The sequence below is a fragment of the Nonlabens arenilitoris genome (assembly GCF_002954765.1).
GTDB classification, from domain to species: domain Bacteria; phylum Bacteroidota; class Bacteroidia; order Flavobacteriales; family Flavobacteriaceae; genus Nonlabens; species Nonlabens arenilitoris.
This window is the reverse complement of sequence record NZ_MTPW01000001.1, coordinates 111,699-135,535: the sequence shown is the minus strand read 5'-3', so window position 1 is coordinate 135,535 and position 23,837 is coordinate 111,699. Positions and strand designations below refer to the sequence as shown.

The following is a 23,837-nucleotide window of genomic DNA, read 5'->3' as shown; positions in this document are numbered from 1 at the left end:
TTTGATATTTTATATTTCGCTTTCGCGAAAGCGTAACAACAACGCGCCTTTTGATTACATTTGTACAAAATGTTAAAAATGATCACTCCAAAGAAAATAAATGCATTTACCTTCTTAAAACTACCTAGTGCATGGTGGGCAGGTGTCAGATGTAAGACTATAAGTGAGGAATCTTGTACGGTAAAAGTGCGCCATAAATGGTTCAACCAGAATCCATTTAAGAGTATGTATTTTGCCACACAAGCGATGGCTGCCGAGCTTTCTACAGGAGCGTTAGTGATGTCATTTATACAAAAAAGCGATGCTAGAGTTTCAATGCTAGTGGCTCGTAATGAGGCTGTTTTTACTAAAAAAGCAACCGGTATTATCACCTTCACTTGTCATGATGGTAAAGCTATTCAACAAGCGATAGAGAAAACGGTAGCCACTGGTGAAGGACAAACCGTATGGATGGAATCACGTGGTGTGAATCAAGATGGAGTAGAGGTAAGCCAGTTCAGATTTGAATGGACTGTTAAAAAGAAGGCATAATTAAACCTGTCTCACATTATTTAAGTTAGATATTTTAATCTTATTAAATGGTAAGGCAGGTTTAAAGTAGTTAAAGTATAGGAGTAATTACTTTTTAATGAATTTTAAAACTTGAGATTTATTATCAGAAGTAACTCTAATAAAATATACTCCAGTATCTAAGTTACTTACATTAATATCTTTATCAGTAGTTTCAATTAATGACTGTCCCTGAAGATTCATAATGACAGCAAAATCAATTTTTTCTGACGTTTGTAATTGAACTATGTCTGCTACCGGATTAGGATATAGACTAATTTTCAATAGTTTATCATCGCTATTCGAAAGTGTTTGTACAATGGTCGTTGTAGCTGTATTGGTTATAATAGCTTCATTAAAATCAAAATATATATAAGCAGTGTTATCTATAAAATCACCAATGACTAAATTTTGTTTAGGCTTAATGCGGTAATAAATATATCCGTGACTTAATGGCTCATTAGTAGTACTATCTTGTAAGTTGATATTAGGAAAATCAAAGTCGATGAATCTCTTGTTCTTAATATGAATCTCTCCTACATCATGACTCATGTCTATAGGTTCAAAGGTATCCCAGTCTAGGTTATCAGATAAGGTATCTTTAACGGTAACATTTATCGCACTAGCAGTACCTGTGTTTTGAAAACGAATTCTATAATGTAGATATTTATCTAACTCTGTAGGTAGTATTTCTGCGCCTTCAAAAACGGTTTTATCGTTAGGGTCATAAGAGTTAACAATATTGTTATTATAATAGAAAACATTGTCTTGTGGATTTGCGTCACCAGGTATTGGGTTAATTGTCGCTGTCCATGTTTCTGTTTCTCCACCTATTAAAACAGGTGGTTGAGCTACTAGAAATTCTACATCTATACGTAATCTTTCAAATGGGCCTAAATTATACGACCAGTTCAACATACCGGTAGATACTGTACTAGCTGCTGGTACACTAGTTTGATAAGTGAAAAGATTACTGTTATATGGTAATTCAATAGTTCCAGACACAGGTACAGATCCTTTATTAATCGCAATTAGCTTGTAACCAGCTGTAAATCCAGGTCTGGTAGCAATAGTTGCTATAAGATCTATAGAGACATCTTGAACGGTATTGGTAGTTTGTGCTTCAAAATCGCCACTAGCTACATTGCCGTAACCTGTAAAGTTGTTATTAAAACCATTTGCAGGTGTAAATGCAAACATGGCTAAGTCTTCTACATCTGTATTGATATTACCAGTACCTACATAGTTTGAATAATCGCCATAGGCTTTAGAAAAGGTAGTGCTAGTTCCTGTACTGTGTGTGCTAAATACTTTATAATATGGAACTACTGCATCTGTAGCTGGTGAATAATCACCACTACCATTAGTGTCATAGTAGATAGTACCACTTATTACATTAAGTTCGCATTCATTTGCTATTTCTTGTTCTGAAGCACATCCAGTAGCATTTCCATTAATAGTTGCAGTAGAAGCAGATCCACTCAAATAATTACAGACAACTGGAATATCACAAATGGCTAGCAACGGATTTCCTATAATACGCATGCCTGTTAAAAAATTAGCATCACTACCACCTATAGCGTTAATATCAGATAATAATGGATTGTTTTCAATACTGATGTAGGTCAAGGTGAGAGCGTTTTGTAATCCATTTAGACTAGTGATAGAGTCTACTCGAGTCACACGCAATATTCTTAATTGTATGATGGTGTTGAAAAATGATAAATCTTGAGATCCTATCATTTGGTCTAATTGAATGGTATCAACAGTCTGAATAGAACTAAAGCCACTTATATCACTTAGATTGGTGTTACCTTTAATAATCAAGTTATTTTGAATATGCCTTAATGATTGAAAAGATTGTGATATCGTTGATAGTTGCGAATTACGTAATATGGATAGATTATCAACCATTGTCATTGTGCCAAAACCGTCTATAGAAGTCAGGAAGTCATTATCTTTAATAATCATCCATTCTACTTGATCCACTAGGTCAAAGGAGTTGATACTAGTTAAACGAGTGTTATCTAATTCAAGAAAATTAAGAATAACTAATTGATTTAATCCAGATAGATCGTTGAGAACCGTATCATCAACAATCCATAGTTTATGAACGTCATCAATATTTGATAAACCACTAAAATCTGTTACAAAAGATTGTTCTAGTTTAATATCATTAACACTCGTTATTCCTTGAAAGCCGTTAAAGCTTGTGATGCCTGGATTATTAAATAAGTAAATATCTTCTAGTTGTGTAAGTGTTGAAAAAGCAGTAAGATCATTTAGTAACGGATTGTTTAAGATGTTTAATCCACCATCTAGTTGCACTAATCCTTGTAAATTATTAAGATTATTAATATCTGAACTTCCAGTCGCAGGACCTATTTGCAAGCCATTTAATATTTGAGTGCAGTTAGGGTATGTGGATTGAAAAGCATCTACATCTGCCTGTGTTTCTAAAACAATTAAACTAGTAGGGCATTGGGCAAATACACTGTTGGCAATACATCCTATTAAAATGAAGAGTAGTTTTTTGATCATGGCTTTTTTGATTGGTTATCAAATAGATGCACTTTGTTTAGATAGGTTGCGTAATTAAATTGCTAAATCACAGTATTAAAATTTATAAAAGCAATAGGCAACTCAATAGTTTGATGTTTATATTGCAAGAATGCAAGCTCAATTTAAAAAGTATACTTTAGAATTTAAGCGTCCAGCTGGTACCTCGAGAGGTGTTCTAGACGTTAAAGAAACCTATTTTTTATACCTCTCTAATGGTGATAAAAAGGGTATAGGAGAATGTAATTTATTTAAAGGTCTATCCATTGATGATAGACCAGACTATGAAGATAAGTTGCAATGGTTATGCGATAATATTCATTTAAAACCAGCAGTTTTATTTACAGCGTTAAAACAATGGCCGTCTATTCTTTTTGGTTATGAAATGGCGCTTAAGTCTCTACAATCGTCAGATGTATTTACCCTTTTCCCGTCGCTATTTACTGAAGGTATGGATGCGATCAATATCAATGGATTAGTATGGATGGGTGATCAAGATTTTATGATGCAACAGCTTGAAGAAAAGTTGGCTAGCGGTTTTAACTGTATTAAATTCAAGATAGGTGCAATTGATTTTAATAAGGAATTAGAATTGCTAGAAGCTGTACGGTCTCGCTTTCGCGAAAGCGAGATAACAATAAGAGTTGATGCAAATGGCGCTTTTACACCACAAAATGCGATGGAAAAATTAGAGGCGCTTGCTAAATTTAAAGTGCATAGTATAGAACAGCCTATAAAGCAAGGACAATGGCATGAGATGGCATCTCTTTGTGAGCAATCACCTGTGGATATAGCGCTAGATGAGGAGCTTATAGGGATATATGAGTTAGAAGAAAAACAACGTTGTCTAGAAACGATTAAACCACAGTATATCATTTTAAAACCAGCATTGGTAGGTGGTTTTCAAAGCTGTAGAGAATGGATTAATATTGCTGGAAATAATAATATCGGCTGGTGGATGACTAGTGCGCTGGAATCTAATGTAGGTCTTAACGCAATTGCGCAATTTACCTACACGCTGGGCAATATGATGCCGCAAGGATTAGGGACTGGAGGATTGTATACTAATAATATTGAAGCTCCATTAGAAATTAAGAAAGGTACCTTAAAATGTAACGATATCTCAATTTGGGATACTAAGAGTTTAAATTTATAAAGATGTATATAGAACAAGGATATAAGGGTAATTTAGGAGTATGGAATTTCTTTTTGATTCCAGTAGGTTTCATGCTATTTATGGTTTTTAATTACTTCTCGACTTTAATGCTGGTAGAAGAGCAAGGGCAATCTGTAGAAGAAATCATGGCACAAATGATAGAGATGATGGGGAAGATGCCTTTTCTTATCGTGAATTTACTAGTATTTGTGGTTGGTCTCGCCTCCATATTTGTCTGGGTAAAATATATACATCAACAATCAATCACTTCATTAACAACTAGCAGAAGAAAAATAGACTGGAAACGTATTGGCTTTATGTTCATTTTTTGGGCAAGTATCTCTGCCGCAACAATGTTATTGAGTGTTTATAGTTCGCCAGAGAATTTTGAGTACAATTTAAATTGGTCAAAGTTTATACCATTAGTTGTGGTGTCGTTTTTACTATTTCCATTTCAAACTAGTTTTGAAGAGTATTTATTCCGTGGTCAGTTATTACAGGGATTAGGTATTCTTACAAAAACAAGATGGGTGCCGTTTTTTCTTACCTCTGTACTATTTGGTGTTATGCATGCTGCAAATCCAGAGGTAGAAAAATTAGGGATGGAAATAATGGTCTATTATATAGGGACTGGATTACTATTAGGAGCGATGACCTTATTAGATGAAGGTCTTGAGCTTGCCTTAGGTTTTCATGCGGCAAATAATATTACCGCGGCGCTTATGGTAACGTCTACCTGGACAGCCATACAGACAGACTCTGTTTTTTTAGATGTTTCACAACCTAGTTTTGGTCTTGTAGATATGTTACCTATAGTTGTAGGTTATCCAATAATTTTGTTGATTTTAGCTAAGATTTATAAATGGTCTAATTGGAAAGAAAAGCTTTTTGGTAAAGTGCTTTCTAAAGAAGAATTTGATAACTTAAACGCATCATAAATGATTCCTAAAATACATCCTACTTTTAAGCTTAATGGTCGTCATCTTGATCATCAAGGAGTTATGATTGTCGCTTATTCTTATGTAAAAGAAGGCACAGAATGGGAGAAAGAAGTAGGCGATTTTTTACTAAACTGGCTAGATGATTTTGATGTGATGACTGTTTATACAAGTGGTTCTACAGGTTCACCTAGACAATATAAGTTGAACAAACAGCACATGATTAATAGTGCTTTAATGACTGGTAAACATTTTGATTTAGGTCCAGAAACTGAGGCCTTATGTTGTTTGCCGTTAAGTTATATCGCAGGTAAAATGATGATGGTTCGCGCATTAATTCTGGGCTGGGATATAGATTTAGTGAAACCCAATTCAAGGCCACTGAAAAAGGCAGAGAAACGTTATGATTTTACTGCGATGACACCTATGCAGGTTACAAAATCTTTGAAAAATATCCATAAGACTAAAATGGTTTTAATAGGTGGAGCAGCAATAAGATCTCAACTTATTGAAGACTTACAGCACAAACATACTAAAGCATTTCACTCTTATGGAATGACAGAAACAGCTTCACATGTAGCTATTAAACAGTTGTATCCAAAGTTTGAGAATGAATATACCGCAGTTGGTGATATTAGTTTTTCAAAAGATAAAAGGGATTGTCTAGTCATTAATGCACCATCGTTAGGAACTAATAATTTAGTTACTAATGATATTGTTGAATTGATTGATGAGTATAGATTTAAAATACTAGGCCGTATTGATGATGTCATCAATACTGGTGGAATTAAAATTCATCCAGACCAAGTAGAGCAGAAGCTTGCCGCACAAATCGCACAACGCTTTTTTATTACAGGAATGAATGATGAAGACCTAGGTGAAAAAGTCATATTGATAGTAGAAGGTAAGGAGTCTGATACACAACAAGCCTTTAAAGTCTTAGATAAATATGAAATACCTAAAGAGGTCTATTTTATCAACTCTTTTGAAGAAACGCATACTAAAAAAGTAGATAAGCGATCGACGTTAGAGCGTTTGTTTAGGAAGTAAACTTGTAAGCTAAGATTGAAGCTTTTTAGCCACTACATCAGTCACATGATCTAGCATTCGGTACACGTTTTCAAAGCCACTGTCGCCACCATAATAAGGATCAGGAATATCGAGATCTTCATCTGGAAAGGCCCAATCCATTATTTTATGAACTTTAGCTCGTTGCTCATCATTTTGCGCAAGAGCAATTACATCTCTATAGTTAGAATTATCCATTACAAAGATGTAATCAAATTTAACTAAATCTTCAGGAACTAACTTGCGACTGGCTTGGCTAGAGATATCTAGTCCATTCTTTTTTGCAACGGTTATAGATCTTTTATCCGGAGCTTGTCCACGATGGCTACCACTAGTTCCTGCGCTATCAATATTGAACTTAGTAAAATTAAGTTTAGAACGCATGATACCTTCTGCCAGCGGAGAACGGCAAATGTTACCCAAGCATACCATTAAAATGGACGTCTTACTCATCACTTATTCTTAATTCGTCAGTTTTTTACTTAAATCTTCAACATATTTGTTGAATTGTTTATCAGTAGAAGCAAGGTTATCTACAGTTTTACAAGCATGTAAAACTGTGGCGTGATCACGTTTACCTATCTGAGAACCTATACTCGCAAGAGACGCTTTGGTCATTTTCTTAGAGAAATACATAGCTAGTTGTCTTGCCTGAACGATATGACGTTTACGTGTTTTAGACTGCAACGTTTCAACATCCATTTGGAAATAATCACTTACGACTTGCTGTATTTGGTCTATAGAAATCTCGCGTTTCGTATTCTTAACATAGTTCTCTACTATCTTACGTGCAAGGTCTATAGTAATGTCTTTACGGTTAAAAGAAGAGTGAGCAATTAATGAAATAATTGCACCTTCTAATTCACGTATGTTGGTTTTAATATTGTCAGCTAGGTAATGTATGATATCATCATCCATTTCTACACCATCGCGATATAATTTATTCTTGATGATAGAAACTCTTGTTTCATAATCTGGATGATTAAGCTCTGCACTAAGTCCCCATTTGAAACGAGAAAGTAATCGTTGCTCAATATCCTGCATGTCTACAGGCTTCTTATCACTTGTTAGAATAACTTGTTTACCATTTTGATGTAAATGGTTGAAAATATGGAAGAATACATCTTGTGTACTTGCTTTACCAGCAAAAAATTGAATATCGTCAACGATAAGCACATCTACAATCTGGTAGAAATGTATAAAATCGTTTCTATTATTCTTACGTACCGATTCAATGTATTGTTGAGTAAACTTTTCAGCACTGATATATAGTGCTGTCTTATCAGGATAATTTTCTTTAATTCCTACACCTATTGCGTGAGCAAGGTGAGTTTTACCCAATCCCACACCACCAAAAATAAGTAATGGATTGAAAGAAGTTCCTCCAGGCTTATTTGCTACCGCCATTCCAGCACTACGTGCAAGTCTATTGGAGTCACCTTCTAAGAAACTATCAAAATTGTAAGATGGATTTAATTGAGATTCTATTTTTACATTTCTTATTCCTGGAATAATAAATGGGTTTTTTAATTCAGGGCTTTTACTTCTTACCGGTGCGTCAACAGATTGGGATGACTGTATAGAACGGTTGCTACTAGGTATTTTTTCAGTAAATGGCTCCATACCCTTTAAGGTATTCTCCATCTTAATGGCATAAATTAATTTTGCACCTTCACCTAGCTCGCGTGTAAGAGCTGTTTTTAATAATTTAATATAATGTTCTTCTAACCATTCATAGAAAAAACGACTAGGTACTTGTATACTTAAAGCAGTCTCAGTTAATTTAACAGGTTTTATAGGTTCAAACCACGTTTTGTAGGCTTGAGGATTTATATTATCTTTTATAAATAGTAGGCAATTTTCCCATACCGATGCTGCCGTCGATGCCATAAAATAAATTACTTTTAAAGATTAAGATTGTTGGGATTAAAAAAGTGGAAAATGAGGACAAAATACTTCTTTCTAATCGATGACAAATATGTGAATAAAAAACCTTAAAAAAACTAGAAAAGTGTTTGATTTATCTAAAATATTGTTGCAAGTAAATCATCATTTATTCAACCCAGTTAATATACAAATAATTTAATTAGTAGAATGAAGAGTACACTTACAAAAATTACAACAAGATATGTAGAAACAGATCAAATGGGAATTATTCATCATTCTAACTATTTGATTTACATGGAGCAAGCAAGGCTAGACTGGCTAGATCATCTAGGGTTCTCCTATAGGCTTATGGAAGAAAAAAAAGTGCTGTTACCTGTCTATCAAATCGATATCAAGTACAAAAATCCGATGAAGTTTGGTGACCAAATTACAATTAAAACTACCCTTAAGAGTCTTCCTACAACAAGGGTTGAATTTGAGTATGAAATTGTTAATCAAGATGGTGTGATTTGTGCTACCGCAGATTTAACTCTAGTATTCACAAATGCTACTAATTTTAGACCTATGAAACCTCTTCCTGATTTCCTCAAAGCTTGTCAGTCATTGTTTAATGATTAATCAAGTTGTTTTCAATGGTAACCTTTGTGTATTATATTACTTAACTCAATAAAATGCTAGATAATTTTTTTAAAGAACTGGTTGTAGAGTTTAAAAGTTGTTTGTCAAAAAATAAGCACCCTTTTAAATACATGACTTTATCAACAATTGATAAAGACTTGAGACCACAGTCCAGAATGGTCGTTCTAAGAGAGGTCAATGACAATCTAGATTGTATCATTTTTACAGACTCTCGTACAGATAAGGTTAAACAGATCGAGAACAATTGCCATGCTTGTATTCTTGCTTATCATCCCAAAAAACTTTTACAACTTAAACTCAATGGTAAATTATACCCAATCGAGGATCCTGTAGAAATTAAAAGATTATTTCAAAAGGTAGGTGAAAAAGCGCTTAAAGACTACACAACCTTATCATCTCCTGGTACACCTATCGCAACTCCCGATCATGTTGATTATGGAGAACGTAGTCAGAATCATTTTCTCGCACTAAAATTTGTTCCAGATCAGTGGGAAGCTTTAAAACTCAAAAGACCACATCATTTAAGAGCAATCTTTTTTAAACATAACGACTGGAAAGGACAGTGGCTGGTTCCCTAGTCTAGTGCTTTGGCCTTAATCGGGTACATCTGGTTAATTGATGCGGTAATAGATTCTTGTTGTGATTGAGGTACTGCAATCGTTATGATACAACTAGCAGTTAAATTTTGAGAAATCATAGAGAAATTACCTTCGTCAATAAATCGCATAACTTGACTCATTTGTGGATATTCAAAGCTAATTTCTATAGCAGCCGTTATGGTTCTTAATCTTATATCTGCAGTATCCAAGGTTAATTTTGCAGTTTCCCTATAAGCACTTATCAATCCACCTACACCTAACTTTGTACCACCAAAAATCCTTGAGACCACCACTAATATATCGCTCAGCTCATAAGAATTGATCTGTCCTAATATAGGGTCACCTGCACTATGACTAGGTTCTCCATCATCATTTGCCCTATAGTTGTGCTCATCAGCTCCCAGTTTCCATGCATAACAATGATGTCCAGCCTTAGGATGTCGATTGCGCAATGGTGCTATTAATTCATTAACCTCTTGATCGTTTTTTAAGGGAAAAGCATATCCATAAAACTTACTACCCTTTTCCTTATAAAGAATTTCTTCTGTTGGTTTGATAATGGTTTTGTAAGAATCTGTCAATGTTAAAGTTTTGGTAAAGAATTGGTGAATGAAAGTTTTATCGTGATAATCTATTTCATTTGCAATGTAACCCAAAAACCAAAAAATGAAAAAGTTATTTATCATATTAATTACTGTTTTAGCTATAACTAGTTGTGAAACTGAAGCTCTAGATCCAGGATTAAATCCTACTACTGGTGGAACAGGTGGTGGTAATGTTGATGCAACATTACTAGTAGGTAACTGGTTATATACAGATGTAGAAACTAATACTACAACTACAACTACGGTTTCTGGTACACCAGTATCTATTACGGCATCTGTAGAATATGTTAGTTCAAATGCTATAATGACCTTTAATGCAGATGGAACCTATGCCATAACAGGTGACCTAGAATTTGAAGTAATCAATCAAGGTGTCTCTCAAGGTAATCAGACTAATACCTTTAACGACGCAGGTACCTATACTGTAACAGGTGATATATTAAGATTTAATAGCGCTTCACCTAATAATGTTACACCTTTTGATGACACAACTACACTAACTATAAGTACTTTAAATGCTACAGATTTATCAATCGATGTTAATGGATTATCAACGCAAACCACTGGTGGAGCGTCCATAGAAATTCTGATAGATGGATTTGCTGATTTTCAAAGACAATAAGCAATATCATTTTTTTGCTTTTAAAAGCTTCTCAGAAATGAGAAGTTTTTTTTTTACGCTTTCGCGAAAGCGATCATCACAATAGCCATAATGGCAACTGCAATACCTATGTAGTTTTTAGAAATTAATCGTTCCTTAAACAGTATAATACCTAATAGACAGGTTAAAAGAACGGTTCCTACGTGATTAATAGGGTAAACCACGCTACTTTCCATTCCGTTTTTAAGTGTTTTAATAATAAAATAGATAGAAAAATAATTAGGTATTCCTAAAGCAATTCCTCCCATTATACTGCGCAAAGTCAATAACCTTTTTTGAGTAGCCTCATAGATTAAAACGACTATTCCTATAAGAAAAGCCATTGCAAAACACATCGCACTAAAAAGTGGTTCTTCACCATCAGGCACGTGCATCTTTTCGGCATATTTCAACGTAGTATCTATTATACCACTACCTAAGAATAAAACAATCGGAAAAATAAGCAATCGTTTATCTAGTTGTATGCCTTCCTTTGTTTTTACAGATGTCAAGTAAACAGAGACTAGTGCTAGTAAAATCCCGACTATTTTCATCCAGCCCATAGACTCATTATAGAGCCATATACCTGCAATAACAGGAATTACCAGTGACATTTTACCAGCCACAGCCGCGACTGAAAGGCCATTTTTTTGACTAGTAAGCGCCATAATATTAAAAATAAATATAAACAGCGCGCCCAGAAATATTGCATAGTACAACCAATTTGCCGTTGTAATTTGCTCTACATTAGGCATCCTGCCATAAGATACAAAACCAGTAATACAAGCTACTATGTAATTAATGATAATAGCGTGTAATGTGTTGATTTTAAATAGTTCAAAGTATTTAAAAATCACATATAGAAAACTAGATGTGGTAATGCTTAAAACGAGCCAAATCATTTTTTTCTATAAATTTTAAGCACATCGTTTGCTATCATTTTTCTAGAAATCAACGTATAATCACCACTTAAAACAGGTGCTTTTAAACCTTGATGAAAGAGAACATCAGTTCCCATAAATTGAAACGCTTCATCCCATAAACCTGCATCAATAAAAGATTGAATGGTAGTGGTTCCTCCTTCAATAATTACTGACTGAATATTATTTTTATAAAGCTCGTTTACAATTTCTAAGATGTTAGAAGTACTGAGTTCAAGTTTTAAAGTTACCGCAGCATCATCCATTACTTTATAATTAGATGTGATGCTGTTTCTAGAATCCAGTACTACACGTGTAGGATGATCACCAGACCAGTCGCGACTAGTAAGTGATGGGTTGTCATCGATAACTGTTTTTGAACCTACTAGAATTGCATTTTCTTGCGCTCTCAGTTGATGCGATACTTGTCTAGAATATGGATTAGTAATCCATACCGGTTTCTGCTCGTTCTTAGTTTCTGGTGCAATAAATCCATCAGAAGTTTCGGCCCATTTTAAAATGACATAAGGACGTTGTTTACTGTGAAATGTAAAGAATCTTTTGTTGAGGTCATTACATTCATTTTCTAAGACACCTACTATGACTTCAATTCCAGCTTCTATTAATAAAGCAACACCTTTTCCTGCCACTTTATCGTGTGGATCTAGTGTTCCTACGACTACTTTTTTAAAGCCTTTTTGCACAATCATGGTTGCACAAGGTGGCGTCTTACCTGTGTGGGAACATGGTTCTAGATTGACGTATAATGTCGCTTTCGCGAAAGCGTCTCCATCATAACCCTTTTTTTCTGCATCACGTACAGCGTTAACCTCAGCATGCGGTTCTCCAGATTTGAGATGCCATCCTTCACCTATGATTTGGTCATTCTCGCTCACAATTACACTTCCCACTAAAGGATTGGGATACGTTGTTCCCAATCCATTTTGAGCCAGTTGCAAGCAGCGTTGCATGTATTTTTCTTCAGTAGTCATCTCTAGCAAAGGTAAGACCTAATTAAAACTAAAAGTAAATCCAATATTAAAAATAAACTGACGTAGAGTATGGATGTAGGACTGAGCTTGTCGAAGTCGATTTTAACCTCAATTATTTCTATCGTATAGTAATTTCTAGTCTCATATTTCTAAATTTGTTATATGAAAATTCGCAAAATACTTCCTAAAGATAATAAAGCCGTTAAGGAAATTATTCAAGCTTCAATTTTAGAACATGGCGCTCCTAAAATAGGAACTGCATACAGCGATGCGGCAACGCAAGCGATGTATGAGCAATATCAAAAACCTCGCAGAACTTACTATGTAATTGAAGTCGATGGAGTAGTGGTCGGTGGCGCAGGAATCGCACCACTTGATAATTACAACGGTAATGTGAGCGAACTTCAAAAAATGTACTTTAAACCAGAAGTGCGTGGTAAAGGTTATGGTAAGAAATTGATGATGACTTGCCTAGAACGTGCCAAAGAATTCAAATTTGAAAGCGTTTACCTAGAAACTATGGATAATATGTACGATGCACAAGGATTGTACAAGCACGTAGGTTTTAAATTACTCGATGGACCACTGGGTGATACAGGTCATTTCTCATGTCCTGTTCAAATGCTTTTAAAATTTTGATATTCCGCACCTGATGCGGAATCTGACTTAATTAACCTCGATGTCAGTTCAAGCCTAGCCTTCTTGCCGGCAGGCAGGTTTGGTTCGTTTTTGCGGTAATGACAAAAATGAACAAAGCTCTTATTATTGAATTCATGTTTTAATACCAGATATCATAATTACCTTTACAAAATGACATTGAATCAAGTAAAATCCCTTTACCAAGAACAGCTCAAACCTCTTTATCCAGAAAATGAGATTCACAGCATTCTACAAATCGTTTGTGAAGACTTATTGAACTGGTCGCGCTCTGATTTCATGATAAAAGATCGAGAAGAACTGAGTCATATTCAAGAAGAAATATTACAAAAGTCCTTACGAGAACTACGTACTTCAAAACCAGTTCAATACATTACAGGAAAAGCTCATTTCTACGGACACGAGTTTACTGTCAATGAACATACGTTGATTCCGCGTCAGGAAACAGAAGAACTGGTCGATATGATTATTAAAGATCATAAAGCAGAATCTTATTTGAATATTCTAGACATAGGAACAGGAACTGGCTGTATAGGATTGTCTATTAAAGCAGCAAAGCCGGATAGCATCGTTACACTTATGGATGTATCAAATGATGCTTTAGTCATTGCTCAATCAAATGCAAATCATTTAAAAACTCCAGTAAAAACGATTCTGCAAGATGTCTTGGCTTTAGATGAATTGTCTGAGAAATATGATGTCATCGTGAGCAATCCGCCGTATGTGAGGAATTTAGAGAAGAAAGAGATACATGATAACGTATTAGAAAATGAACCACATCTAGCGCTTTTTGTAGAAGATGATAATGCATTAATTTTCTATCGTAAAATAATGGAGCTGTCTAAAAACGCTTTACAGCCTAACGGAATACTATACTTTGAAATCAATCAATATTTACCTGATGAGATGAAAGCGCTAGCAACAGAGCTAGGTTTTGAATCTGAAATTTTTAAGGACTTGAATGGAAATTATAGGATGATGAAATGCGTGAGAAATTGAATTTGAAAATGTACCTTAATTAAAAACTGTCACGCTGAATTTATTTCAGCGTCTCCTAATTACAGCGGTATAAGGCTATTAGTTCATACAAATCTTAGGTTTTCATTACCGTCTGATTCTGAAACAAGTTCAGAATGACAAGTTTTTGGTAATGTCACTTTCGTAAGAAGGAACTTAGCATTGGCTTAATTCTCTTATAATCCATTCAACGTCTTATACTTAAACTCAGGTTCTTCTTCACTATCGGTTTCAAAAATGATAGTCTTTTTAGCGTGAGGTTCTAGGTTGAAGAAGTTATCTGAAAAATGGCCTTCTACATTGGAATAGAAAAACACATCTTTAGTAAACGCATCAGATGTTATAGTTAACTGGTAACCTTGTTCTGTCTTTTCACTAATCCATTCTAGGTTTTCATTGGGTAAATTCAATTCTTTGGGTCTTAATAAAACATCTGTAATTTGGCTAGAATTAAATTCTACTAACACATAGACATTAGAAAGATTTAGGCCCAATTTTTTCAAATTGACTTTATGAAACTCATTACTTGAATTCATTCCAGCAGTTCCTACAAATGATTCATGATACAATTCTTTACCATAAAAATCACTTATAATCATGGTGAAGCCACTTGTAATATCTTGCATTCCATCATTCACCACATAAGTTTTCAAGGTATCATTTTCCACTACATTACTAATCAATACATTTTCAAAATCACGTTTTACTTGATAATGTAAGGCTTTCCAGTTGCCAAAATAATCGATACTACTCCAGCTCACCACAGGCCAGCAATCGTTGAGTTGCCAGTATAGCGTTCCCATGTTATACGGTCTGGCTCTTCGATGTGCTTGAATTCCTTTAGACATTCCATAGGCTTGCAGTAGCTGACTTACATAAACATAATCTTCATCGCTAGTAGGAACTGGGAAATCGCGTTCCATGTATTCTCGTATCAGTTCATTCCCACGAGCGTGTTTTTGATGCGAGGCATAATCTTCAGACTTAATGTTGATAGTTCCATCTTCATTGATATATCGTATCGCCTCATAAGAAGGATGGGATTGAAAACCAAACTCACTCATAAATCTCGGAACATGTTCTTCAAAATGTTCAAACGGATAGGCATCGTGCCACACACGCCAGTCATGCGCATCGCCTTCAAATTCATATTTTGGGTTTCCACGACCGTATTTTGGCGAGCTTTCCCAGTAAGACTCTTTGGTGAGTTCGCTCACATATTTAGGCATCGCAATTTGAAAAACGGCACGATAATCTTCCCAAATACTATCGCGTTCCGCTTGGGATCGTCCTTCTTGCCAGCCCCAATTATGCCAAGCCTCACTGGTTTCATTATTTCCACACCATAACGCAATACTACTGTGATTTCTCAATCTAGTGATTTGTTGAGTAATTTCTTTAGTTACGCTTTCGCGAAAGCGTGCATCACCAGGATACATAGCACAAGCAAACATAAAGTCTTGCCAAACAAGGATGCCTTTTTCATCACATTTTTCATAGAAGATATCATTCTCATAAATCCCGCCACCCCAAACGCGTAGCATGTTCATGTTTGCCTCTTTTACATCGGTGAGCAGGTTTTCATAATGCTGATCAGTAACTAAATCCTGCATTGAATTTTGCGGGATATAGTTAGCGCCTTTCATGTAAACAGGCACGTCGTTTACCTTGAAGAAAAAGCTGGTTCCATGCTCGTCTGGCTCGTTGATTAATTCTATGGTGCGAATTCCAGTCTTGAGTTTTTTAGAATCGATGAGTTCATCATTTTTGGAAACCAAAACTTCAATGTCATATAAATAAGGTTCACCTATGTTGTGCGGCCACCAGAGTTGCACTTGCGGAATCTCAAAATGAATTTCTTGACTAGCGCCAGCTTTTGTGACAGATAAAGAATCCGTTATTTTGAAAGCGAAAAGGCTGTCGTTAACTTTAATTTGATAGTCAAGTTGATCTTCAGTAGGTTGGGATAACTTGATTTGTGCCGTAAGGTTTGCGGTAGCATCTTTTACAAAATTCTGTTTGATGTAAACATCCTCGATTTTAAAATCGTCATAAGCCTCAAGATATACCGGTTTCCAGATTCCCATGGTATTGAGTTTAGGACCCCAATCCCAACCGTATTGATATTGCGCTTTGCGTGTGTAAACTCGGTTGCCTTCTGGTAAGGTATATGCATTTGCAGCTGCTTTTTGTGCCTCAATTTCTAGTGGCGATTTGATAGATACAACAAGTTCGTTCTCTTCTTCAAGAAAAGGCTTAACATCTTTTTTCCAAGTCAAAAAAGCATTATCGGTTTCTAAAATTTCGTTGCCGTTGAGTTCAATACTAGCATAAGTGTCTATTCCTTCAAAGTTGAGCGTGATGTGTTCTTTGGCGAGTGTTTCTTCATCAAGCGTAAACACTGTTTCATATATCCAGTTTTCTTCAGTAATCCATTGTAAACTATCTTCATTAGTTCCTTTAAATGGATGCTTGATAAATGGCAATAATTCATTATGAACTGTAGAAGGAATGGATACCGAATCTGATATCAGACTATAGTCGACGGCTTTGTGAAGCAACCAATTATTTTCTAAATACTGGTTCTCTAAATTAGGACGTTTTTCTTTACAAGAGCTTAAGAGAATTGCTAAAATTACAAATAAACTAATTCTCATTTTTCAAATTTTTAAGGATGACAGCGATGTTGTTTTTACTGGAAATAACTTCTATATTTTCTTGAAGAAATTTCGGCGAATTCATCGGTACTTTTTGTTCTTTAGTTTGCTCAATTATTTCTGTGGCGCTGGCGTGAATTTCTTGAAAAATATTTTCATGCTTAGATGTCACAGTGAGCTTGTCGAACTGTTTGTTAGCATTTAAAAAGCTTGAAATATTCTCACTGTTTATACCACCACCAGGCATAATGATCAACTCATTACCTGCAATTTCTTGATAACGTTTTAAGTTTTTAATTCCGTCTATCGCTTTAGGTTGCTGACCAGAAGTAAGAATACGTTTTGCACCTAGATTGACCAAATCTACAACCGCTTGTTCAGGATTCACTACATGATCAAAAGCCCTGTGAAAAGTAAAAGGTAATGGTCTAGAAAGTTCGATCAAGTCACTCGTTCGTTTGATGTCAATTTTAAAGTCTGAAGTCAACACACCAGAAACAATTCCAGCACAACCTAGTTCTTTACACAACTCAATGTCACGTTTCATGATATCAATATCGGCGTTGCTGTAAACAAAATTCCCAGAACGTGGTCGTATCAAAACCATGACCGGAATGGTGAGTTCTTCCATAACTTTTTTAAGCATCCCATAACTAGGTGTAATGCCGCCAGTTCCCAGCTCGCTGCATAATTCTATACGGTGTACACCAGCTTTTTGAGCATTGAGAGCACTTTGGTAGTTTGATGCGCAGATTTCTAGGAGCATTTGAGTGATATTTATCTATCTGCAAGTTAATAAAACAAAATCCACCATTTATTCTAAACAGAAAATGGTGGATTTAAATTATTTGAATAGATAACAATTAATTATTTTCAGTACAAACTATTTCAATGTTAAGATTGTAATTAGTAAGATTTTTACTTGGATTACCAGTTAATGTATGTTTCACGTGATATTCTAAAGAATCATTATCAGAAGAAATTAATTGCCACTCAGATTCTTCTTTATCATAAAACTGAATATAACCTTTAGCGCTTTGAAATTCCCTGTTTTCAAATAGTATCTGATAGATTGGCGAGTTTTCATAGGGTATTGTCGTGTTTTCTTGAGCATTTCTGATTCCTACGTAAGCTACCTGACTTGAAAAGATTTCAGGGGAAATTTCAAATACTAGGTCTTTATCAATTTTATTTATTTGAAACTTTTGATCTTTTGAGTAAATGATATTTTTCTCTTTATTATATAAATTTAAACGATAGTAAACAAAACTTGTATCGTTAGGCTGTCGATTTTTAACGTCAAAAGAGATTGATTTTATAGCTCCATAATCAGAATTTTTTGCAAACTCTGTTATGTTGATTATATGCTCTGCATTTAAACGAATTGCGGTGCGTATATAATAATTTGAAAATCGATTTTCTTTTTCTTTATAGTTTTTAAAGGTTATCTCTTTTGTTTTTCTTCCTTTTAAAATGATAGGGTCGAGTTCGTAAGTATTTTCAGCAAAACTTATATTTGACATTCGTCCATTTAGCATTTGCTCTAAAGTTTTATAACCTTTTGGCGTTATTTTAATTGGTTTTGTGATATCAAAAATATCAGAATCAAAACTTATCATGCCTGTAGAATCACTATATCTCTCAAGATCAATTTGATCTTGAGAGATAATAATTTTTTCATTTTTTATAGACTTCCCATTATTATCAACGGCCATTATAGTAATCTGTCCATACGCTGGTATGAATGTTAAAAAAGTTGATAGGAAAATAAAAAATCTATTCAATTTGATAGGTTTTAACATTCTCTACTTTCAACAGTCTGACCATTTTCAAATTCTATAAAAAGAACCGAAAAGGTATGTACAATAGTTCTATATTGTATTCCACCGATACAACCACCCCAATTACCGGTTTCTCTACCTGCACCGAAAAATCTCCTTGTAAATCCTCTTATCCATCCTTTTGTTTGCGTTCCTGCATCAGGATGATTTATATCAATAGCAATAGGCGATTCCCCAAGATAAGCTCCATCGATGAGAATATCCGCTGTATAATCACGAACAAAAATTGTTTCAAGTTCCTCATTTTGTTCTGCGAAGAGATAATGTCCATCTATTGGATCAGCTATTAGATATGCAATTGAATTTAAATTATTTTCCACTTTTTTAACCATAGTGATATACCCATCCTCATCCTCTATTTGGGTCCAATCTCCTACCGAATATTCAGTATAAATTGTAGAGAGAATTTCTTCATACTCTACTTCTGGTGCTATTTCACTTGATTTTTGTGTAAGTAATGAATTATCATTATTTGTTAATTCATTTTCATCATTAGAACACCCAATAAAAATTGCAACGGCAAAAACTAATAAACTTGATTTAATTAATTTTTTCATTTTTAAAAATATTAATGTTGAATTATTTTGTTTAATAACAAACGTAGGTTATTACGACATGCAAATTTTATTTCAGAATTGCAATAATTCAATTTGTTTTAACAAAAAAATAAGTAATAATTATGTTTTTATTAAGAATAATAATCTTTTAACACCACTGTATCAGTTAATTATGATTTCGTCTATAAAAGTCCAAGCTTTATTTCCTGCTCCTTGATTACCGTCTGGAATGGTGCCGTAGTTAGGGATTACAAGTCGCAATTTAGAAAACTTCAAGTCTTCATACCCCTTGAACCGTTCGCTATTATAATTTGAAATAACTAGATTTTCGTTTTGATTTGGTATTGTAATCAAGTCGGATATTATGCCTTTTTCAGTTTCTAAATGCAGATAATATTTCTCAGGCGCATAAACCCACTGACTAGGTGCATGATAAAATCGTAAATCAATCTCATTGATCTCAATTGGTTCTTCAAATTCGATTTCAATCTCAATATCATCACCCCAAAACCCTAACCACTCACTATCACCATAACGAGAATCACTTCCTTTAATTCCGTTAATCAATCCTGCGGCGCCACTACCTGGATAGGATTTATGAGGTTCTTTATTAATACTAATGGTTGCGCCTACACCTTTGTGATAATGGAACTCTTGAGTGAATAAGCTGCTCAATTGTTCACCATTTTCAAAGACCGCTGCTTTTAATGACATGTTTTCTTTAAAAGGGATGGGACCTTCATAAACTGTAGAAGTTGCCACTGGTAAAGTGCCGTCTAGAGTGAATCTAATTTCATTATTGGGCAACATCGTTGTTAACTCATAGGCCTGATCTTCATTTAAAGAACCTTCCAGCTCGTATAAATGGTTAGCATAATTGATATTTAGAACTTGTAGTCTTTTATTGAAGTTTTCTACACGGCTCACAAATTCTAGGTAATCTCTCTCGCCAGATGGACTCCAGGCAACCTCGCTCATGGCAAAGATGCGCGGGAATACCATGTATTCTACTTGCTCGCTGGTTTTTATGTATTCTGTCCATACATTTCCTTGCACGCCTAAAACGAGTTGTGCTTCTTCTGCAGTTAATTCTTCTGGTATAGGATTGAAATTGTATACTTTTTCAAGTGGTAAAAATCCGCCTATGGCGAGCGGTTCGTCATCATTCTCACTTTGATAATAATCAAAATAACAATGCGATGTAGGTGTCATGATTACATCGTGACCGGCTTTTGCAGCCTCGATAGCGCCTTCTACACCACGCCAGCTCATCACCGTAGCATTAGGTGCAAGTCCACCTTCTAAAATCTCGTCCCATCCTATGATCTGGCGACCTTTTGAGTTGATGTATTTTTCCATGCGCTGGATAAAATAGGACTGTAGCTCATACTCATCTTTTAATCCGTTTTCTTTAATGACTTTTTGTGCGACATTGCTGGTTTTCCATTGTGTTTTTGGCGCTTCATCGCCACCTATATGGATATATTTAGATGGAAATAATTCCATCACTTCGTCCAGCACGTTTTCAAGGAATGTAAACGTTGCCTCATTAGGACAATAGATATCTTCAAAAACGCCCCATTTCATTGCCACGTCTATGTTGTTTCCTGTGCAACCCAATTCTGGATAGGCAGCAATAGCGGCTTGTGCATGACCAGGCATTTCTATTTCTGGGATGACGTTGATGTGTCTCGCTTTCGCGAAAGCGATCACCTCACGTACTTCTTCCTGTGTATAATAACCGCCGTATCTCTTACCGTCATATTGATGCGGTGTGTCGTTGTAATGACCAAGCAGAGTAGAATCACGATATGCGGCGATTTCTTGCAATTTAGGATACTTTTTAATCTCAATGCGCCAGCCTTGATCGTCTGTAAGGTGCCAATGAAAGTTGTTCATCTTGAGCATGGCCATGGCGTCGATGTATTTTTTGATAAAATCTACATCAAACATATGTCTAGAAACATCTAGGTGCATACCACGGTAATTAAAACGCGGCTCATCTTTTATGGTGACTGCTGGGATGTATATTTCTGTTGCGTTTTTTATATCTGCAGGCATCAACTGAATCAGAGATTGCACGGCATAGAATGCACCAGCGTCTGTGCTTGATTTAATGGTGATGTTGCGGTCTGTACTGATGATGTTGTAGCCTTCTTTTGAAATAATGCTAGAGTCATACTCTAGTATAATGACATTGTTATCACTGTATTTTGTATCCCAATCGCGATCTGTAGCGTCTTTCAAAAAAGATAATAGGAAGTTATAGGAAGCTGTAAAATCGTCGTTATTACTCAATGTAGTTTCTTCATTAATAGTGAAGTGTCCAGGATTTACTTGCAAAGATTGAGGCGCTGGTATAATAGACGGACTGGTTAATTTTACCTGAGGTTCACTGCATGAAAACAGTGTTAATATCAAACTACAAAGAATTAGAAATCTAGCGCTCATTATTGTATTTTAGAATCTTAAAAATTTGAGCAGAAGATAGCACATTTTCTATGAGTCCAAAAGAACAAATACAATCCCTGCGCGATGAATTGCGCGAGCACAATTATAATTACTACGTTAACGATAATCCTACCATATCAGACTTTGAGTTTGATAAGAAACTGGAGCAATTAAAAACGCTAGAGGCCGCTCATCCTGAGTTCTATGACGCGACCAGTCCATCTGTGCGTGTAGGTGGTGAGGTGACTAAAAACTTCAATACCGTTAAGCATATCAACCGCATGTACTCGCTAGATAATTCTTATTCTATTGAGGATTTGCGTGATTGGGAAACGCGTATCAAGAAAATAGTGGATGGCGAAATTCAGTATACTTGTGAGCTTAAATATGATGGTGCCAGCATAAGTTTACATTATGCAAACGGCAAGTTTGTCCAAGCCGTCACTCGTGGAGATGGAAATCAAGGTGATGAGGTAACGGCAAACGTGCGCACAATTAAGTCTGTACCATTACAATTAAAAGGAAACGACGTTCCTGAGAAGTTTGAAATACGTGGTGAGATTGTGTTGCCTTGGGATGGATTCCATAAAATGAATGAAGAACGTGAGGCACTAGGATTGGATTTATATCGCAATCCGCGTAATACGGCTAGTGGTAGTTTAAAACTTCAGGATAGTGCTGAGGTGGCAAAAAGACCACTGGACTGTTTGTTGTATCAACTTGCTGGTGAAAATTTACCAGTAAAAAGTCAGTTTGATTCTTTATTGCTTGCGCGAAAATGGGGATTTAAAGCACCTCAAGAGAGTAAATTAGTCAATTCTATAGAAGACGTGTTTGAGTTCATCAATCACTGGGACATTGCACGAAAGGAATTACCATATGAGACGGATGGTGTTGTGATAAAGGTAAATTCTCTAGATCAACAAGATGAGCTAGGTTTTACTGCCAAAGCGCCAAAATGGGCGATGGCCTATAAGTTTGCGGCAGAGCAGGTTTCCACAAGACTAGAAGAGATTACGTATCAAGTAGGTCGTACTGGTTCTATAACGCCAGTGGCTAATCTGGAGCCAGTAGAGATATCTGGAACAACCGTACGACGTGCAAGCTTACATAATGCCGACCAAATAGAAAAACTAGATATAAGAGTAGGTGATGAGGTATATGTAGAGAAAGGTGGTGAGATCATTCCTAAAATAGTGGCTGTAGATTTAACTAAACGACCAGAAAATTCCACTCCTACGGTTTATGCCTCGCACTGTCCAGAATGTGATACAGAACTTGTGCGTACTGATGGAGATGCAAAGCATTATTGCCCTAATGATATGGCCTGTCCACCACAAGTAAAAGGTAGAATCGAACATTTTATTTCTCGCAAAGCGATGGATATTGATGGGATAGGAGCAGAGACTGTAGGTCAATTAGTCGACGCAGGATTGATACACAACTATGCAGATTTGTACGATCTAACGGTAGAGCAGGTTTTACCGCTAGAACGCATGGCGCAAAAAAGTGCCGAGAATATGATCAATGGAATAGAGGCTAGTAAGGAAGTGCCATTTGAACGAGTGTTGTTTGCTTTGGGGATTAGATATGTAGGTGAAACGGTAGCTAAAAAACTAGCCAAACATTATAAAAACGTCGAGGCGTTATTAAATATGCCAGCAGAGCCTGATAAGAGTTCTATTGACTTATTTGCTGATGTTTCCAGTGCGGCAGATAAAAAGATGGAAGAATTAACCGCTGTTCCAGAAATAGGAGAAAGTATCGCTCAATCTATAGTTGAATTTATCCAGAATGATGATCAAATGGCGATAGTAGAACGTTTGAAAAATGCTGGTCTACAATTTGCATTGAGTGAAGAGCAATTAGAAGGTCAGACTGATAAATTAGCAGGTAAAAGCTTTGTGATTTCAGGTGTTTTTGAAATGTCTAGAAATGATTTAAAGAAACTGGTAGAGGATAATGGAGGTAAAAACTCGAGTTCGATTTCTAGTAAGACTGACTATCTGATCCGAGGTGATAAAATGGGACCTTCTAAACTTGAAAAAGCAGAGAAATTAGGTATCACTATGATTAGCGAGCAAGAATTTCTAGCAATGATTTAA

21 protein-coding genes are annotated in these 23,837 nt (G+C 35.5%); 10 read left to right on the top strand and 11 right to left on the bottom strand.

Annotated features, from left to right (window positions below):
- Nucleotides 1-78: 78 nt before the first annotated feature.
- Nucleotides 79-531, top strand: a complete 453-nt coding sequence (locus BST92_RS00580) for a DUF4442 domain-containing protein (RefSeq protein ID WP_105072155.1) — start codon at nucleotides 79-81, stop codon at nucleotides 529-531.
- Between the two features lie 87 nt (nucleotides 532-618).
- Here the strand turns inward: BST92_RS00580 and BST92_RS00575 are convergent, their stop codons facing one another.
- Entirely contained in the window at nucleotides 619-3,090 is a 2,472-nt protein-coding gene (locus BST92_RS00575) for a T9SS type A sorting domain-containing protein (protein ID WP_105069712.1), read from the bottom strand.
- A 130-nt stretch (nucleotides 3,091-3,220) separates the two neighbouring features.
- Between BST92_RS00575 and BST92_RS00570 the strand changes: the two genes are divergently transcribed.
- From BST92_RS00570 to BST92_RS00560, 3 genes are read left to right on the top strand one after another with little or no spacing between them, the layout of a single operon-like run.
- Nucleotides 3,221-4,264, top strand: a complete 1,044-nt coding sequence (locus BST92_RS00570) for an o-succinylbenzoate synthase (RefSeq protein ID WP_105069711.1) — start codon at nucleotides 3,221-3,223, stop codon at nucleotides 4,262-4,264.
- A gap of 2 nt (nucleotides 4,265-4,266) precedes the next feature.
- Nucleotides 4,267-5,202: a CPBP family intramembrane glutamic endopeptidase gene (locus tag BST92_RS00565; protein WP_105069710.1), complete on the top strand. Its 936-nt coding sequence runs from the start codon at nucleotides 4,267-4,269 to the stop codon at nucleotides 5,200-5,202.
- The gene (locus tag BST92_RS00560) at nucleotides 5,203-6,252 is read left to right on the top strand and encodes an AMP-binding protein (protein WP_105069709.1); all 1,050 of its coding nucleotides are present in this window, start codon (nucleotides 5,203-5,205) and stop codon (nucleotides 6,250-6,252) included.
- A gap of 9 nt (nucleotides 6,253-6,261) precedes the next feature.
- Here the strand turns inward: BST92_RS00560 and BST92_RS00555 are convergent, their stop codons facing one another.
- On the bottom strand, nucleotides 6,262-6,723 hold the full coding sequence (locus BST92_RS00555; RefSeq protein WP_105069708.1) for a low molecular weight protein-tyrosine-phosphatase: 462 nt from the start codon (nucleotides 6,721-6,723) through the stop codon (nucleotides 6,262-6,264).
- Nucleotides 6,724-6,732: 9 nt separating this feature from the next.
- A complete protein-coding gene (gene dnaA / locus BST92_RS00550; RefSeq protein WP_006795565.1) occupies nucleotides 6,733-8,160 on the bottom strand; it encodes a chromosomal replication initiator protein DnaA in 1,428 nt (475 codons plus the stop codon).
- 204 nt (nucleotides 8,161-8,364) lie between these two features.
- Here dnaA and BST92_RS00545 point away from each other — a divergent pair, with 204 nt between their 5' ends.
- Complete coding sequence (locus BST92_RS00545; RefSeq protein WP_105069707.1) at nucleotides 8,365-8,775, top strand: acyl-CoA thioesterase; 411 nt, start codon at nucleotides 8,365-8,367, stop codon at nucleotides 8,773-8,775.
- A 53-nt stretch (nucleotides 8,776-8,828) separates the two neighbouring features.
- Nucleotides 8,829-9,374 carry a pyridoxamine 5'-phosphate oxidase family protein gene (locus BST92_RS00540; RefSeq protein WP_105069706.1) on the top strand — a complete coding sequence of 182 codons (546 nt, stop codon included), beginning with the start codon at nucleotides 8,829-8,831 and terminating at the stop codon, nucleotides 9,372-9,374.
- Here the strand turns inward: BST92_RS00540 and BST92_RS00535 are convergent.
- Nucleotides 9,371-9,976, bottom strand: coding sequence for an IMPACT family protein (locus BST92_RS00535; protein ID WP_105072154.1), 606 nt, complete (start codon nucleotides 9,974-9,976; stop codon nucleotides 9,371-9,373). The two genes, BST92_RS00540 and BST92_RS00535, sit on opposite strands and share 4 nt — an antisense overlap.
- Nucleotides 9,977-10,061: 85 nt before the next feature.
- On the opposite strand from BST92_RS00535, the gene BST92_RS00530 reads away from it, so the two are divergent.
- Nucleotides 10,062-10,622: a hypothetical protein gene (locus BST92_RS00530; RefSeq protein ID WP_105069705.1), complete on the top strand. Its 561-nt coding sequence runs from the start codon at nucleotides 10,062-10,064 to the stop codon at nucleotides 10,620-10,622.
- A gap of 53 nt (nucleotides 10,623-10,675) precedes the next feature.
- On the opposite strand, the gene BST92_RS00525 is transcribed toward BST92_RS00530, so the two are convergent.
- Both BST92_RS00525 and ribD read right to left on the bottom strand, forming a co-directional pair.
- Nucleotides 10,676-11,542, bottom strand: coding sequence for an EamA family transporter (locus BST92_RS00525; RefSeq protein ID WP_105069704.1), 867 nt, complete (start codon nucleotides 11,540-11,542; stop codon nucleotides 10,676-10,678).
- Nucleotides 11,539-12,552 (bottom strand): bifunctional diaminohydroxyphosphoribosylaminopyrimidine deaminase/5-amino-6-(5-phosphoribosylamino)uracil reductase RibD, encoded by a 1,014-nt coding sequence (gene ribD, locus BST92_RS00520; RefSeq protein WP_105069703.1) that lies wholly within the window; start codon nucleotides 12,550-12,552, stop codon nucleotides 11,539-11,541. Before ribD ends, BST92_RS00525 begins: the two co-directional genes overlap by 4 nt.
- Before the next feature lie 162 nt (nucleotides 12,553-12,714).
- On the opposite strand from ribD, the gene BST92_RS00515 reads away from it, so the two are divergent.
- The gene (locus tag BST92_RS00515) at nucleotides 12,715-13,191 is read left to right on the top strand and encodes a GNAT family N-acetyltransferase (RefSeq protein ID WP_105069702.1); all 477 of its coding nucleotides are present in this window, start codon (nucleotides 12,715-12,717) and stop codon (nucleotides 13,189-13,191) included.
- A gap of 171 nt (nucleotides 13,192-13,362) precedes the next feature.
- Nucleotides 13,363-14,208 carry a peptide chain release factor N(5)-glutamine methyltransferase gene (prmC, locus tag BST92_RS00510; protein ID WP_105069701.1) on the top strand — a complete coding sequence of 282 codons (846 nt, stop codon included), beginning with the start codon at nucleotides 13,363-13,365 and terminating at the stop codon, nucleotides 14,206-14,208.
- A gap of 194 nt (nucleotides 14,209-14,402) precedes the next feature.
- Here the strand turns inward: prmC and BST92_RS00505 are convergent, their stop codons facing one another.
- The 5 genes from BST92_RS00505 to BST92_RS00485 all read right to left on the bottom strand — a co-directional run bounded on the left by BST92_RS00505 (nucleotide 14,403) and on the right by BST92_RS00485 (nucleotide 21,732).
- Entirely contained in the window at nucleotides 14,403-16,883 is a 2,481-nt protein-coding gene (locus BST92_RS00505; protein ID WP_105069700.1) for a beta-mannosidase, read from the bottom strand.
- Nucleotides 16,873-17,649, bottom strand: a complete 777-nt coding sequence (locus BST92_RS00500) for a copper homeostasis protein CutC (protein ID WP_105069699.1) — start codon at nucleotides 17,647-17,649, stop codon at nucleotides 16,873-16,875. Before BST92_RS00500 ends, BST92_RS00505 begins: the two co-directional genes overlap by 11 nt.
- 97 nt (nucleotides 17,650-17,746) lie before the next feature.
- Nucleotides 17,747-18,667 carry a hypothetical protein gene (locus BST92_RS00495; protein ID WP_146105070.1) on the bottom strand — a complete coding sequence of 307 codons (921 nt, stop codon included), beginning with the start codon at nucleotides 18,665-18,667 and terminating at the stop codon, nucleotides 17,747-17,749.
- An 11-nt stretch (nucleotides 18,668-18,678) separates the two neighbouring features.
- The gene (locus BST92_RS00490; protein ID WP_105069697.1) at nucleotides 18,679-19,281 is read right to left on the bottom strand and encodes a hypothetical protein; all 603 of its coding nucleotides are present in this window, start codon (nucleotides 19,279-19,281) and stop codon (nucleotides 18,679-18,681) included.
- A gap of 162 nt (nucleotides 19,282-19,443) precedes the next feature.
- A complete protein-coding gene (locus BST92_RS00485; protein ID WP_105069696.1) occupies nucleotides 19,444-21,732 on the bottom strand; it encodes a beta-N-acetylhexosaminidase in 2,289 nt (762 codons plus the stop codon).
- A gap of 50 nt (nucleotides 21,733-21,782) precedes the next feature.
- Between BST92_RS00485 and ligA the strand changes: the two genes are divergently transcribed.
- Entirely contained in the window at nucleotides 21,783-23,837 is a 2,055-nt protein-coding gene (ligA, locus tag BST92_RS00480; protein WP_105069695.1) for an NAD-dependent DNA ligase LigA, read from the top strand.

Excerpts from the sequence above, each read along its gene's own strand:
- BST92_RS00540 (WP_105069706.1), top strand. The coding sequence starts at position 8,829 with ATGCTAGATAATTTTTTTAAAGAACTGGTTGTAGAGTTTAAAAGTTGT.
- dnaA (WP_006795565.1), bottom strand. The coding sequence starts at position 8,160 with ATGGCATCGACGGCAGCATCGGTATGGGAAAATTGCCTACTATTTATA.
- BST92_RS00490 (WP_105069697.1), bottom strand. The coding sequence starts at position 19,281 with ATGAAAAAATTAATTAAATCAAGTTTATTAGTTTTTGCCGTTGCAATT.
- BST92_RS00555 (WP_105069708.1), bottom strand. The coding sequence starts at position 6,723 with ATGAGTAAGACGTCCATTTTAATGGTATGCTTGGGTAACATTTGCCGT.
- BST92_RS00500 (WP_105069699.1), bottom strand. The coding sequence starts at position 17,649 with ATGCTCCTAGAAATCTGCGCATCAAACTACCAAAGTGCTCTCAATGCT.
- BST92_RS00565 (WP_105069710.1), top strand. The coding sequence starts at position 4,267 with ATGTATATAGAACAAGGATATAAGGGTAATTTAGGAGTATGGAATTTC.
- BST92_RS00530 (WP_105069705.1), top strand. The coding sequence starts at position 10,062 with ATGAAAAAGTTATTTATCATATTAATTACTGTTTTAGCTATAACTAGT.
- BST92_RS00560 (WP_105069709.1), top strand. The coding sequence starts at position 5,203 with ATGATTCCTAAAATACATCCTACTTTTAAGCTTAATGGTCGTCATCTT.
- BST92_RS00575 (WP_105069712.1), bottom strand. The coding sequence starts at position 3,090 with ATGATCAAAAAACTACTCTTCATTTTAATAGGATGTATTGCCAACAGT.
- ligA (WP_105069695.1), top strand. The coding sequence starts at position 21,783 with ATGAGTCCAAAAGAACAAATACAATCCCTGCGCGATGAATTGCGCGAG.
- BST92_RS00505 (WP_105069700.1), bottom strand. The coding sequence starts at position 16,883 with ATGAGAATTAGTTTATTTGTAATTTTAGCAATTCTCTTAAGCTCTTGT.
- BST92_RS00545 (WP_105069707.1), top strand. The coding sequence starts at position 8,365 with ATGAAGAGTACACTTACAAAAATTACAACAAGATATGTAGAAACAGAT.
- BST92_RS00515 (WP_105069702.1), top strand. The coding sequence starts at position 12,715 with ATGAAAATTCGCAAAATACTTCCTAAAGATAATAAAGCCGTTAAGGAA.
- ribD (WP_105069703.1), bottom strand. The coding sequence starts at position 12,552 with ATGACTACTGAAGAAAAATACATGCAACGCTGCTTGCAACTGGCTCAA.
- BST92_RS00485 (WP_105069696.1), bottom strand. The coding sequence starts at position 21,732 with ATGAGCGCTAGATTTCTAATTCTTTGTAGTTTGATATTAACACTGTTT.
- prmC (WP_105069701.1), top strand. The coding sequence starts at position 13,363 with ATGACATTGAATCAAGTAAAATCCCTTTACCAAGAACAGCTCAAACCT.
- BST92_RS00580 (WP_105072155.1), top strand. The coding sequence starts at position 79 with ATGATCACTCCAAAGAAAATAAATGCATTTACCTTCTTAAAACTACCT.
- BST92_RS00525 (WP_105069704.1), bottom strand. The coding sequence starts at position 11,542 with ATGATTTGGCTCGTTTTAAGCATTACCACATCTAGTTTTCTATATGTG.
- BST92_RS00570 (WP_105069711.1), top strand. The coding sequence starts at position 3,221 with ATGCAAGCTCAATTTAAAAAGTATACTTTAGAATTTAAGCGTCCAGCT.